This window comes from Haloferax mucosum ATCC BAA-1512, assembly GCF_000337815.1.
GTDB classification, from domain to species: Archaea; Halobacteriota; Halobacteria; order Halobacteriales; family Haloferacaceae; genus Haloferax; species Haloferax mucosum.
In genome coordinates this window covers 83,567-97,388 of the sequence record NZ_AOLN01000004.1, presented here as the reverse complement: position 1 = coordinate 97,388, position 13,822 = coordinate 83,567, and the positions used below count along the sequence as shown (strand labels likewise).

9 protein-coding genes are annotated in these 13,822 nt (G+C 60.5%); 3 read left to right on the top strand and 6 right to left on the bottom strand.

Annotated elements, in window-relative coordinates:
- Position 1: 1 nt before the first annotated feature.
- The 4 genes from C440_RS02170 to C440_RS02155 all read right to left on the bottom strand — a co-directional run bounded on the left by C440_RS02170 (position 2) and on the right by C440_RS02155 (position 4,628).
- Entirely contained in the window at positions 2-1,093 is a 1,092-nt protein-coding gene (locus tag C440_RS02170) for a lipid II:glycine glycyltransferase FemX (protein ID WP_008317827.1), read from the bottom strand.
- On the bottom strand, positions 1,090-2,124 hold the full coding sequence (locus C440_RS02165; protein WP_008317825.1) for a polysaccharide deacetylase family protein: 1,035 nt from the start codon (positions 2,122-2,124) through the stop codon (positions 1,090-1,092). Before C440_RS02165 ends, C440_RS02170 begins: the two co-directional genes overlap by 4 nt.
- 70 nt (positions 2,125-2,194) lie before the next feature.
- Positions 2,195-3,562, bottom strand: coding sequence for a glycosyltransferase family 2 protein (locus C440_RS02160; RefSeq protein WP_008317824.1), 1,368 nt, complete (start codon positions 3,560-3,562; stop codon positions 2,195-2,197).
- Between the two features lie 241 nt (positions 3,563-3,803).
- Positions 3,804-4,628 (bottom strand): FkbM family methyltransferase, encoded by an 825-nt coding sequence (locus C440_RS02155; protein WP_008317823.1) that lies wholly within the window; start codon positions 4,626-4,628, stop codon positions 3,804-3,806.
- A gap of 267 nt (positions 4,629-4,895) precedes the next feature.
- Here C440_RS02155 and C440_RS02150 point away from each other — a divergent pair, with 267 nt between their 5' ends.
- Positions 4,896-6,110, top strand: coding sequence for a carboxylate--amine ligase (locus tag C440_RS02150; protein WP_008317822.1), 1,215 nt, complete (start codon positions 4,896-4,898; stop codon positions 6,108-6,110).
- 66 nt (positions 6,111-6,176) lie between these two features.
- Positions 6,177-7,613 (top strand): flippase, encoded by a 1,437-nt coding sequence (locus C440_RS02145; protein ID WP_008317821.1) that lies wholly within the window; start codon positions 6,177-6,179, stop codon positions 7,611-7,613.
- Positions 7,614-7,713: 100 nt separating this feature from the next.
- On the opposite strand, the gene C440_RS02140 is transcribed toward C440_RS02145, so the two are convergent.
- Together C440_RS02140 and C440_RS17910 are read right to left on the bottom strand one after the other, a co-directional pair.
- On the bottom strand, positions 7,714-8,709 hold the full coding sequence (locus C440_RS02140; protein ID WP_206537071.1) for a glycosyltransferase family 2 protein: 996 nt from the start codon (positions 8,707-8,709) through the stop codon (positions 7,714-7,716).
- A 94-nt stretch (positions 8,710-8,803) separates the two neighbouring features.
- Complete coding sequence (locus C440_RS17910) at positions 8,804-11,029, bottom strand: DUF2206 domain-containing protein (RefSeq protein WP_008317819.1); 2,226 nt, start codon at positions 11,027-11,029, stop codon at positions 8,804-8,806.
- Between the two features lie 800 nt (positions 11,030-11,829).
- Between C440_RS17910 and C440_RS02125 the strand changes: the two genes are divergently transcribed.
- Positions 11,830-12,771 (top strand): NAD-dependent epimerase/dehydratase family protein, encoded by a 942-nt coding sequence (locus C440_RS02125; RefSeq protein ID WP_008317818.1) that lies wholly within the window; start codon positions 11,830-11,832, stop codon positions 12,769-12,771.
- The last annotated feature ends 1,051 nt before the right edge of the window (positions 12,772-13,822 follow it).

The window sequence follows — 13,822 nt, the reverse complement described above, 5'->3', positions numbered from 1 at the left end:
GTTAAAGACTGATTTGTTTTCTGAGCGTCGGTCCGACGGTGCTCGTGACCGAAAGCGGAAGCCGTTTCCAGACGGTTTTCAGGCGGTCGTACCTGTCGTCGTCGGGGTCCGGTAACTCGGCGCGGCCGTTCGGGAAGTAGTGGTAATCGTCGTACCAGACCTTTCTACCGCCGAACCGCTTTTTGAACATGTACACGCCGGTCCCCTCGCGCGTCCGACCGAGTTCGTACGTGCGGTAGCCGTGGTCGGCCGCCCACTCCATCGACTTCCAGTGGAGGAGTCCGCCGCCATTGAGCGACCGGTGTTCGTAGTCCGAGACGACGCCCCATTGGTAGACCGTGTCGCCAAGACAGAAGTCCAGCAGTCCGTTTATCACGTCGCCGTCCTTGCGAATCAGTCGGAGTTGGAGGTGACCACGCTCGAAAAAGCAGTCCCAAATCGTCCGGTAAAACGCGAAGGAGTGCGGCGGCGTTCCGTGACCGCGCATGGTTTCGAGGTTGAGACAGTAGAACTCGCGGAGGTCCGAAAGCGAGTCGGCCACGTCGTATTCGATTTCCGCATCCTGTGCCTGCCGAATGCCGCGTTGACGGCTGTCGTCCATCCGGCTCCAGACCGCATCTGAACCCCCATCGAGCGGGATGTGAAACGTCACGAACCGGCGCTCGTGGTCGAATTCAGGACGAGTACCGAGGTCGGCACCACGGAGACTGACGAACTCGACGTCGAGCGCGTCGGCGAGTTCCCGCGTTCGGTCCAAAAGCGCGTCTCTGACCGCCGGGTCAGCGCCCGACCGGGTGAGAATCGACCCTCGCTCGGCGTAGGGCGGGGAAACGAGTTTCGACCCGAACAGCCGGCTTCGGATGTGAACGAGCGGGAGTACACCGGCTATTTCGCCGTCCGCTCCCGCTTTGTTTCGACCACCCTCGCGGGCGACGAGGTAGTGTCTATCGTGTCCGTACTGCTCGCTCGCGTCTCCCCATCCCCACAGGGCGTAGGGAGTGCCACGGTGCTCAGTTACGAACCTGTTCCACGCAATCGGGTCGTCACATCGCTCGACAGTGACGCGCGTCTGCAACCTGTGTGTTTCACTCATAGTCGGTAGTCGTGTCGCTCGTGGTCGGTGTGTCGCCGCAGTCGGTCGGTCGCGTTCGAAGTGGTGTCGGTCCCCGTCCCGTCGAGACCGGATGCGAGGGCCGAACGAACCGTCCCGAAGTCGAACTCCGAGAGCAGTCGGTCGAGTTTTCGCGCGGTCGTGTCCAATCCATAATAGCTCACGAAGCGTTTGTGCGCCGGGAGACCAGCGACGCGAACTCGCTCGTTGAACTCCCACGGATGGAAGTAGAGGTTGACCGGACACCCGCGGGCGTTCTGTCGCCTGACGAGACGTCGCAACAACCACGTCGGAAGCGCCCGGGCGTAGAATCCGCCCGCAAAGGGGATTCTGGTCGGGATACCGCGCGAACTCAGCGATTCGAGCGGCGTCTCGACGACCGAGATCGGGAATTCCGCTACGCCGGACGCCAGCCGGTCCGTGCCGCCCGCAGTACAGTTTCCTGCCGACGCCTCGAACGGCCGCGTCGGCGACGTGACGAGATACGGCGTCGTTGGTGCGTCTGAAACCCCGTACATCGGGGTTCTGACCGGGAAGACGCTCGAATCGTATCGGTACTGACTCGCTTCGAGTACGTCGAACGCCCACGCGGTCTCGCGCGTCACCGAAAAGTTCGGAGCGCGGAAGCCGAGCGGTTCGACACCGGCCGCCGACCGAATCGCGTCGGCCGACTCCGAGAGTTCTCGTTCGAACGCCTCCGGCGTGAGTTCGAACAGCGGTGTGTGGGTGTGTCCGTGGGACCCGACCTCGTGGCCCTCTCGGACGAGTCTTCGAACGAGGTCCGGATATTCGATTGCGACCTCGCCGACGACGAAGAACGTCGCTGAGACGCCGTGGTCGGCGAGCAGGTCGAGGACGAGGTCCACCGACTGTTCGATGTGGTCGTCGGGGTTCGAAACCGCGTCCGCGACGAGCGTCGCCGAGTACCAGTGTTCGAGGTCGAAGCTCAGCGCGTTCGTCGCGGGGGTGTATGCGTGGCCGTTCGTGGTTGCGCGGTGCGTCGTCAGACTCATGATTGGTGGTGAGGGGTGTCGGTGACTCGGGCGGGCTGTCGTGGCTTGTGCTCGGGCGGGAAGACGGGGGTCATTGTCGGTCGAGGTCGTCTCGGACGGGGGCGAGGAGACTGTTTAGTGAGTGGAGAACGATACCGGTGAGACAGGCGAACAGCCCCGATAGCGTGAAAGAGACGGACAACACCGCGAGTCCGACCGGAAGCTGTCCGCTCGTCAGAAACCGTACGAGCAAGAGGTACCCGAGCATGAGACCGACCGTCGCGCCGAACAGCCCCGGCAGGCCGAGAACGGTCATCGGACGTTCGCGCTCTACAGTCTGTAAGATGTTCGAGACGAGCGTCCAGCCGTGCGAAATCGGGTTGATGCTACTCGCGTCTTCGACGTCGTATTCGACGTCGATTGGCGTCTCCTCGATGTCGTAGTTGTAGTGGTGTGCGTGGTGAAGGATGTCGGTGCTCGCGCTCATCGCGTCGCCGATTGCATCGTCGGCCGCGAGCGATTCGATGGCGCGGCGGTCGTACGCGCGGAAGCCGCTTTGGGTGTCTGTGACCCACGAGTCCCGCCGGACGACGCCCATGCTCAGATTCGTGAGGACGTTGACGACGCCGATACCGAATCGGCGGTACAGCGGCGCGTTACAGGTCGCACCCTCCACGAATCGACTGCCGACGACGACCGGTGCGTCGGTCTGTTCTTGACACTGAACCAAGGCTGGAACGTCGGCCGCGCGGTGTTGGCCGTCGGCGTCCAGCGTGACGAGCGTCGTCGCGTCGCAGTCCCGCGCCTGCGCGAAAGCAGTGTTCAACGCGCCGCCGTAGCCGCGATTTCGGCCGTGTTCGACGACCGTCGCGCCGGCGGCGCGTGCGACTGCGGCAGTGTCGTCCGTGCTCCCGTCATCGACGACGAGGACCTCGTCTACGTACTGCGAGACGCCACGGACAACTTCGTCGATGGTGTTCGCCTCGTTGTACGCCGGTATCGCCGCGAGAGACAGCTGTTCCGGTGGTTCGTCGGAAGTGGTCAGCTCTGACGGCGGGTGCTCTTCGGCCACGGACTGTCGAGGCTCGATAGGCCGCGGGGGTGCAACACCCGCGGCCGAACCGTTGCGGTCCGCAGACGGGACCTCGTCGAGACCGTCGAGCAGACTCTCTGTGGGCTGATAGACGAGCAACCGCGACTCGGCCACCGACGCGGCATCAGAGAGGGCGACAAAGGGATGAACGTCGGCTTCGACCGTCACGAGCGACACGCGGTCGGGGGCCAACAGTTCGATGAACGCGACCTCGTGTTCACCGACCGACGAATCGACGGCGACCAGCACGTCGAACCCGCGGTCGGTGGCCCGCGTGACGTTTCGTGCCAGTGCGCCGAGATTGTCGGCAGTCGCTACGAAGCCGATTGTCGGCGTGGCGTTCGGCGCTCGTGTTGACCGTGACATCGTGAACGATTACCTCGCTTTTGTTCGGGGTGTCTCCGTCTCCCTGAGTGGTTCAAGTACCATGATGGGCCAACGGATGCCGGCATACCTGTGGTCGCCCCCGTGCGTGCCAGCGGCGATACTCGCGCGCTGAAGCGTCTCAACGGTTCGACTGTTCAGTTGGCAGATTGAAAGTCGTTAACGTGATTATTATATTTTTTGTGCGGTTTCTCTGAATATAATATCCGTGTGACAAACACGGTCACGAGGCGGTTGCGTTGTGTCCGCCACGCTTGGCGTGCCCGACGACTGTCGGGTCTTTCCCCGGCCGGTCAACCGGAATCGTCTCGACCGCAAACCCCATCGTCCCGAGTCGCCGCGCGATATCGTCGAGGTTGTCGTGCGTTTCGACGTAGACGCGGCGGCACGCGTCGCTCCCGAGGGCGCGTTCGAGTCCCGAGAGAACGTCGTCTTCGGTCCCCTGCACGTCGATTTTTACGATTGTCGGGCCGGGAATCTCTCCGTCGGCGACGAGAGCGTCACCGGTGACGGACTCGACATCGAGCCGCGCTTCGATTGGGCTGGTGTGGTATCCCCGACCGAGCGTGGCGTGTTGTGCGCCGGGACCGACGGTGTCGTGAACGCTGAGCGTTGCGTCACCGGCCGTCGCCGCGAGCGGGCGCTCGATGATTGTCGGCGAAAGCCCGTTCGCGGCGAGGTTGACGCGAAGTCGCCGCACGTTTGGCGGGTACGGTTCGAACGGGACGACCGCTCCGCCGTCGAGAAGACGCCCGACGAGACAGCTGTAGATACCGATGTTCGCGCCGATATCGAAGAACACGTCGTCGGTTCGGACATCGGCGAGGAGGTGTTCGAGAACGCGCCTCTCGTGCCAGATTCGCGTGTGGACGTTGCTCCACTCGACGAACGACGACGGGCGAAACGTCGCGGACACATCGCCGACGGTTATCGTCTCTGACGGTTCGATTCGGGTGTACGCGCCCACCGCCGACTTGAAGATTCGACTGCCGTAGTCGTAGGCTCGCGTCCCCCAGAGGATATCTCCGACGGTATCGACAAGCGACATGCGTGTCTTTCGTACGAGTGGTAGCAATAAGTATGGTAGCGGTTGCGCGTCAGTGCACACGCGAGCGAGCGCTGTCGTTCGAGTAGGGGTGATTCAGCCGTCGTTTGTGACTTCTCTGTCGTCTACGGCTTCCCTGTCGTTTGCAATACCCCTGTCGGCGGCGACTCACGCGGCTATCTCTACGCCGTGACTGTCAGTCATCAATGAGTGTCTGTCCAGCCACAGCTATCATTTATGATTTAACAGCGTGATATTATGACCACCCACATGAGTACCTACCGTGTTGTCGGAGAGAGTACACACGGCTCTGTCGTCGTCCCGACCGGTTTTTCAGTCCACGCGCTCGGGTGTGTTCGCTCTTTAGGACCGAAGGGTATCCACACCATCGTCGCGGCAGATCAGAAACACACGCCGGCGGCGCGCTCTCGGTATCGGGGCGAAGTGAGACACGTTCCATCACCGTACGAGGATTTGACCGCCTACAAAGACGCGCTGTTGTCCCTCGCCGCGCGCCGGGACGTCCAGACGGTTATCCCCAATCAAGAAGAAGACACGTACGTCCTCTCGAAGTACAGTGACGAATTCGAAAGACACGTCAGCGTCGGGTGGCCGTCGTTCGAGTCGCTGAAAGTCGTACAGGACGGGTACGCGCTGGCGATGGCCGCCGCCGAAGCGGGAGTGCCGGTGCCGAAGACTCAACTGCTCACCGACGTTGACGACTGGAACCGCGAACTCATCGTCAAGCAACGCTACGCCATTCTCACCTCGGAGTACGTCGATTTCCTCGCGCCCAGCGAGTGCGAAGGCGGCGGTCAAAAGCCGGTCTACCTCCCGACCAACGTCGAACCGGACGTAGACGAACTCATCGACGCGATGCTCGGACAGGTTCCCATCGTCCAAGAGTGCGTCACCGGCGAAGAGTATTCGTTCAGGGCGCTGTACGAAGACGGCGAGGCGGTCGCAACGAGCCTTCGGCGGCAGGTGCGAGGGGATACCTACGCTGGCGGCGCGAGCGTGTTCAGAGAGCTAACCCACGACCCACGAGTCGAAGCGCTCGGCGAGCGGTTGCTCGACCATCTCGACTGGCACGGACTCGCAACGGTCCAGTTCATGAAAGACCGGGAGACGGGCGAGTTCAAACTACTCGAAATCAACCCCCGGATATGGGCGTCGGTCATGCTGGATATCCGCGGTGGCGCTGACTACCCTTACAACTACTGGCTCATGACCGCCGGGGAGTCAGACCGCATCGAATCGGGGTACGCGGTCGGCACGGCGAGCCACCTCGCCCACGGCGAACTCGACTACCTCATAAGCGTCCTTCGAGACGATTTCCCGAACGTCGAGCGACCGTCGTTTCCGACCGCACTCGCGGCGGTGCTCGCGTCTATCTACCGCCATCCGAACTTCGACCTCGTCAGCATCGACGACCCGGTTCCGTTCCTCTGGAGCGTCGTCAACCGACTGCTGTCGTCGAGGTAAATCGGCTTCGTGCCCGCTTGGACGGTCGTGCGCAGGTATTTTGTCCTTCGTCGTTGTTGAGACGGTATGGACCTTGGAGCATCGACTATCAGGTTATTCCTCGCAAAAATCGGCAAGGCGGTGCTCATGTTCGCGGGGATTACGTACTTCGCCCGGGAACTCGGGTCGGCCCAGTTGGGGACGTTCTTTCTGTTTTTCGCCGCGCAGGGGTTGCTGTCGATTCCGGCGGATATGGGGATGCGGGGCGCGCTCGAAAAGCGACTGAGCGAAGGTGAGAACCACGGCGAAAAGCTCGGTTCGGCGCTCGCGTTCAAACTGGTCTTGCTCGGTCTCGTTTCGGTCGGTATCGTCCTCTCCCGTGGGTGGCTCGACAGCTACATCGGGGCCGACCTCGCGTTGTTGCTCGTGGTGGCCGTCATCCTCCGCGAACTGTCGATGCTCTACATTCAGGCGGTCCGCGGCGAACTCCGCGTCGCGGAAACCGCGCCAATCGAGTTCGGACGCCGGTTCGTGTGGGTCGCCGTCGGGTCGATTCTCGTCTCGCAAGGGTTTGGCGTTCACGGCATCGTCTACGGACTCATCTCGGGGTCCGTCGTGGCACTGGTCTGGGCCTACGCCAAGTGCGGTATCGAACCCGCGCGCCCCTCGTTCGAGCAGGTGAAATCGCTCATTTCCTTTTCGAAGTACGACATCGTGACTTCGGTCGGAGGGCGAATCTACCAGTGGATGGACACCGCCATCATCGGCTTTTTCCTCGCACAGCAGTTCGTCGGCGCGTACGAAGTGGCGTGGCAGGTCACGCTCCTCGTGTTGATGTTGAGCAAGTCGATTTCGCTCACGATATTCCCGCAGATTAGCCGCTGGAGTACGACCTCGTCGGACGACCAAATCGGGGCGACGATTTCGACTGCACTGGCGTTTTCGGTGTTCACCGCGATTCCCGCGTTGGTCGGGGCGATGATTTACTCGACGGAAATACTGGCGTACGTGTTCGGGCCGGAGTACGTGATCGCCTCGCTCGTCCTCGTCATTCTGATGTTCGAGAAGTTGGTGCAATCGGTCAACGATATCGTCGGTATCTCCGTTCGAGCGATCAACCGGCCCGACTTGGCGGCCAAAGCGACCGTCATCTCGGTGGGACTGAACCTACTCCTGAGTCCGATACTCATCGTCTCTGTCGGCTTCGTCGGGGCCGCCATCGCAACCGGCGTGTCGTGGCTCGTGAACACCGTGCTCCACACCCGCTATCTCGCGCGGTTCGTCTCGTTCGAGTTTCCGACTCGGCTTTTCGGCTGGTACCTGTTCGGCTCGCTGGTGATGGGTGCCGTCCTGCTCGCGGTCAAAGCCGCGTTCCCGGTTACCAGCCTCTGGATATTGGTCGTCCAAATCACGGTGGGTGCGCTCCTCTACGGGGTGGTCTCGGTGGTCGTCCCCGACGTGCGAAAGCAGATTGTCTCACCCGTCGTGTCCAGACTCAGCGTCAGCGTCGGAAAGTTGGCGTGAGACGTGAATATGAGTCGTGAGCACGAGGCGTGAGGCGTGAATACGGGGTGCGAAAAGTCTGTAGGGTGCGAGAACGCACGGGTTCGGGCGGTCGCGGACTTCAGGTCCCCTTTGCTTCCCAGAGCAGTCGCCGCGGGTCGCCGTTCGGCCCGATGAACCGCCCGGGGTGGGGACCGTACCACCAGCAAAATAGCATCGTCTTCCGGGATTTGATGCGTCGAATCGTCGCCGGGTGGATGACCCGTCGGTCGCCGAGTAACTCGTCTCTATCGGTGAAGAGCCTGCGAAATATCCGCAGAAGCGACCCGGGTCGTCTCGTCAGAACGACGGCGTAGACAGACCAGATGAGCGTCGTAAAAACGACGTAACGCCACGGCAGATTTCGGAACGCGAGTTTGATTCGGTTCCCTGCCAGACGTTCTTGGGTCTCTCTGTCCGGTCTCCGACCGGCGGGCGATTGCTTGTGGGAGACGACGATAGCTGGCGTATACAGGATGTCGTAGCCCGCGTCGAGGACGCGAAACGAGAGGTCCATCTCCTCGAACCCGTAGACGAAACTGGCCGGATAGCCGCCTGCCGAGACCAGCGCCGAGCGTCGAATCGCGTTGCCCACGCCGATGAAATACGCCGCGCGGAACTCGTCCGTGCCGTCCATGCCGACGTTCGGCGGGTCGGGTATCTCTTTGGGAATCACCTCGTCGGTGTAGTAGTTCCGAGACTGGAACGCGAGAATTCCGACGTCGGAATGCGCCCGAAACTGGGCGACGATTTCGTCGGTCGCGCCGGGGTCTTCGAGCACTGCGTCGTCGTCGATGGTGACGAGAATGTCGCCAGATGCGTGCTCGAAGCCGACGTTTCGCGCCTCCGGGACGCCCATTCGCCCCGGAAACTCGTGGTAGTGAATGCACTCGCGGTCGAATCGGCCTCCGTCGGCGAAGAGCGTCCCCGTCTCGTCAGTCGAGTTGCTGATGACGACGATTTCGAGCGGGTCGTACTCCTGTTCGAGAATCGAATCGATGGCGTCCGACAGGTCGTCCGGCCGGTTGTACGTCGCAACGACGTACGAAACGCGTGGATTGGCTGTTAGCGATGTCACGGTTCCTCCCACCACGACAAACACTGCCAACCGACGAAAAGCCACCGGGAGATTCACGAATTCGTGAGAAAACGCGGGGGACACGGCCGAACTGCTACGTGGTGGGTGGGTCGTCGAGTTCGACGATGAGCACGTCTTCGTTCTCGAAGACGACGTCCCCGGAATCGACGATAGCCGCGACGTCAGAACCCGAAAGCAACGAGATCGGAAGTGGTTCCGAGCCGGCATTTTCGACGACGCTCCGCTTGCGAACGAAGACGTACCCGCCGTCGAGTCGAGAACGGTCGAAGTCGGGGTTCCACTGACTTCGAAGCCTGACGATACGGGCGTCGTAGTAGTTCTCGGGAATCGTCGATCTGAACAGTTGGTACGTCACCGAATCCGTGTAGATGGTCACCGTCTCGTCGGACGCCAACCGGGCGGTCTGCGAGCGATACGTCCCGGCGTCGGAGAACCCAGCGTGTTGTTTGAGCCAGTGCGCACCGGCGCGTTCGTCCTCGCTAAACGCGAAATCGTTCGCAGTCGAATCGAACGTTGCAGTCCCCGCGTCGCCGGTCGCCGCGAACGCGGCCCCCGAGTTGAAGAGAAAGAGGACGCTCAGTAGCACCGCCAAAACGGCCCACCGGGGCCGAGCACCGACGGACCAACGGCGAGGCTTCCGTCCACGAATATCGCCGAGGCGCCCGACTTGCTCACGGAGCCGGTGGCCGACGACAAACAGGAATCGAAATCCGACCGGCGCGAGCGGCGCGAGCACGACTAAGACGAGTTGGTACGCTCTGTCGGCCCAGAGGTTTGCGATAACGAGGAACGAAGACGCGAGGAACACGAACATCGGGATAGCGAGCGCGGTGTACTCCACGTTCCGCGGCGGCTCTCCGCGCCGGATTTGGCGCAGTTGCCGTCCGGTACGCCACGCGAGTCCGACGGCGAGAAGCCCCGTCAAGAGCAGGTAGACGCCGACGTTGAGTTGCCCGAGCAGGCTCGTCTCCTGTTGGATATAGCTCGCTCCACTTCCGACGACCGTCCCCGAGACCAGTGCAACCAACTGGCCAACGAGACGGAGCGGAAGGTCTGCAATCAAAAGAAGTAATTCGAGAGACGTCGCCGCGTACCACGCGGTCGCCACGGTGAGTACCACGACCGGATAGACGATAGAAAGTCGGTGGTCGAAGTCACCCACGAACCGTCCGGCGACCGCGAGGAGGACGAACCCGAGGAGCAACGAACCGCCGAGTAGATACGCCGACCCGTAGTGTGAGTGGGCGATTCCGAGGGTCAACAGCAGTCCGACGGCGTACAAGCCTCGCTTCGAGAGACCGTCGCCAAAAAACGACAGTAACAGGAGCACAACGAATAGCTCGGAGAACAACTGCTTGCCGGGCGTAAAGTAAAACGACCCGTGGTAGAAGACGAAAAAGAGACTCCCGAAGAGGGCTTCGCGTCGCCCGAGGACTTCGGTCGCAACGTAGTAGATGCCGACCGGAACGAGCGAAAATGCGGCGACGTAGACGGCTTTGAACACGGCGGCGACGGGAATCCCGACGAGAACCGAAATACTCGCGGGAACCGCCGTCACAAGCGGGAGCGACATGATAGCACTGCCGGCGACCGGCGACCAGAGACCGACATCGTGGACGCGCTGTGCGAGGAAATACTGATACTGGATATCCGCGCCGACGACGCCGCTCGTGAGCAGACTCCGGTGAAGAAACGTTGCGAGCGCGACGAGAAAAATTGCCGCCGGATACTGACTCGAAGAGAGATACTGCGTCGAAATCAGCAGGACGGCCGCGACGACGAGCGCCACGAGGACGAACATGAACGAAGAGTCTCCAAATTCGTTCATCATGGTGGCGGCGACGACCGCGGCGATAGGAAGCACCAGCAAACCGACCGTCGCTGGCTCCGGCGTCCAAGACCGGAAACGTAACTGCGGTCGCTCTCCGCGCCCCAACAACGTCGCTAACACGAGCAACCCGATAGTCAACGAGAGCGCGAGCGGGCGCAACGAGAAGGGTTCAGACACGTTCAAAAGCGGGAGCGTGAGGCCCACGACGACGACGAGCACCGAGAGGAACACGAAACTCAACCCGACCGCGTAGAGTAAGAACGTACTTACTCGGTCCGTTTCGAGTCGCACGAGGCGAGCGAGGAGCGTCCCGGGCACGAAAAGAAGGAGAACAAGCCCACTACTCACGCGGAGTGCCGCCGCAAACGCACCACCCGAATCTAGTCCGAGACTTATCCAAAACACCGAGAGCAACACCACGAGTGAGAGTTGCAACGAGGTGGTCTGTGACAACGACGGTAGTGTCATCCTATTTAATTTCGAAGACATGGTTGTGCCTCCCAGGGGAGTACCACTGGAAATATCACTCTTCTACCACATAGTACTAGTTGAGACAGGTGTGAAACTCAGGGAATCGAACACGAACTCGTTTCAGGCGAAAACTGGCTGACCAAAGACAGGAGACGAGACGGGCCAATAGCCGGTCGAGACGCCGATATCGACTCGAACTGAGATGCGAGGACTGGGTTTACCGCCGAGACACGGCGACAATTCGATGCTGTCGTTTCGGGCCGCGATATGTGTCTCGAATCGAATAAATACGGTCCGAAAGACAATCACCGACCGTGAGAGTTCAGGAAGTGGGTAACCGTGCCGGAAATCGGTCTCGCGCGGGAACGAATAGCCCTAATACGGGTGAAAGAGCCGTAGAGAACCGTTAGGAACGGGTTTGTGTGCGAACTGTACGCACCCATCGAAAGATTACACAGATACGGCTGTAATGGAAAAGACACCAGAAGTCGTTTATTTTCGTGATAACCGATGGCGTCTACCTGGAACGTTACGAGCGTGTCCGACCCGTCCAAACAGAACGCCGCGTGAACATCGAGATGATTCCTCACGAATAGCCATCGAGAAGGAGCGTCGTGCAAACTCGCGGCGGTCGCAGTAGGCCGACGAGCGGATTTCAAAACGAACGGGTTCAAACGGTGACTGCGCGGAAGTCAAATCGAAGTACCGCGCAAAAACACGTCTTGTGACCGCTTTAGCCCCGATTGTGCCGGTTAAACCGCAAAGTAACATTACTCCGACGTCGCCACAAGGGAGGCATGGTCACAGATATCGAGGGGCGAACGGTCCTCGTGACCGGTGGTGCTGGGTTCATCGGAAGCCACATCGTCGATGCGCTGGTTCCCGACAACGAGGTTCGCGTTCTCGATAACCTCTCGACGGGCGTTCGAACGAGACTTCCAGATGCCGTGACGCTCTTCGACGGCGATATCCGGGACGAACGGCTCGTGGCCGAGGCGATGGCCGACGTCGACTTGGTGTTTCATCAAGCGGCGTTGGTGAGCGTCCGCCGGTCGGTCGAAAAACCGGTCAGGAGCCACGAAGTGAACTCGACGGCGACGCTCAGACTCCTTCAGACGGCTCGGCGCGAGGACGCGCGGGTCGTCCTCGCTTCGAGCGCGGCCATCTACGGGCCGCCGGAAACCGTCCCGATTCCCGAAGACGAACCGCCCGCGCCGACGACCCCGTACGGCGTACAGAAACTCACCCTCGACAGGTACGCGCAACTGTATCACGACCTCTACGGCGTGGAGACGGTCGCACTGCGATATTTTAACGTCTACGGCCCGCGGCAGTCCGGCGGTGATTACAGCGGTGTGATACGAATTTTCGTGGACCAGGCCCGAAGCGGCACGCCGATTACGGTGGAAGGCGACGGCACCCAAACTCGGGATTTCGTCTTCGTTGACGACGTGGTCGAAGCGAATCTATGCGCCGCGACGACCAGTAACGTCGGCCGAGCGTACAACGTCGGGACGGGCGAACGCGTCTCGATTCGAACGCTCGCCGAGATGATTCGAGACGCCACGGACAGCGACTCCCGAATCGTACACCGAGACCCGCGGCCTGCGGCAATCGAGCATTCGTGTGCGGAGACGTCCGCGGCGCGGTCGGACCTCGGATACAGGTCCGAAGTCTCGTTGTCCGACGGAATCGAGCGATTGCTGGCGAGCGATACGACCGAGACGTCGTCGGCGTAGAGAGAGGGGAGGGGAGGGGAGGGAAGGCCTCTGCGGTCGTGCTGAATACAGGGCGCGTATCGGTCACAACATCTACTTGCTTTTCGCCACGTACAGGTGTCGCAGTCACTGTCGAGAGCAAATGTTTACCATTCTATAAACAATTGTTCAGTAGATGAATAATAGAACGCTTGCAACCCTCGCCTGTGGCGGTTTGCTGATATTTTTGAATCCAGTTGTTTCGGGGACTAGAGCCACAGTTCCAATTCAGGCTCTGGTACTGTTGGTAGGTGGTGTACTCTCCTTGGTAGGTTCTTCGACGATGATATGGACCTATTTCGACGGCTGAGACAGTCGGTGAGTATACTACCTGAGTAATTCACCGACTTGACTACTTCTCAAGTTGGCGTGACTAGACAGTTCACGTACATTCATTTTCATCGGGAGTTTACTTCTTGGTATGGCAGACGGTTCTCCAAAACGACCCAACAAATTCGGGTACGCAGTCGGGTTCTGCACCGCGCTTGCAGTGCTATTTCTTGTAATTGGGGGTGCGTCGTATGCGATTCACGCTCTCATCTCGTTCGTCACAGCCCGCTTCATCTTGAGATGGGCGATGCGTCGGACACGGAGACAGGAAGAAAACCAACGTGGCCGAGAGACGCAGAAAGACGACGCGACGAAACAACGCGAACGGCGCGAGAGAGAAGTAAAGGCGAAACACGGCACAATCGGCGGAGGTGGTGGCGGCTCTTGACACCCTCAGCCACAGATACCTTGCCGAACCTGCTGAATAGAGCGTCCAAGTCGGTCACTCCTAATCTACGTTGGGACTAGCTTCTGAGCGGACTTGTTACCGGTAGTGCCACCAGACGAGGGAGAAGTAGTCCATCACCAATCAAAAAGGGGGCCAAAGGATTCCGAACATAGTTATTGAGTTTCTGCCGACGAGAACCCCGAAACCAACCCAAATAGAAACAATTGGGTACATCAGCTGGTGGGAACGGTTACAACCCGTCTGAGACGAAACCGGAGGAGTACAGTCAACAAAGCCGCTGTTAAGACTGATGAC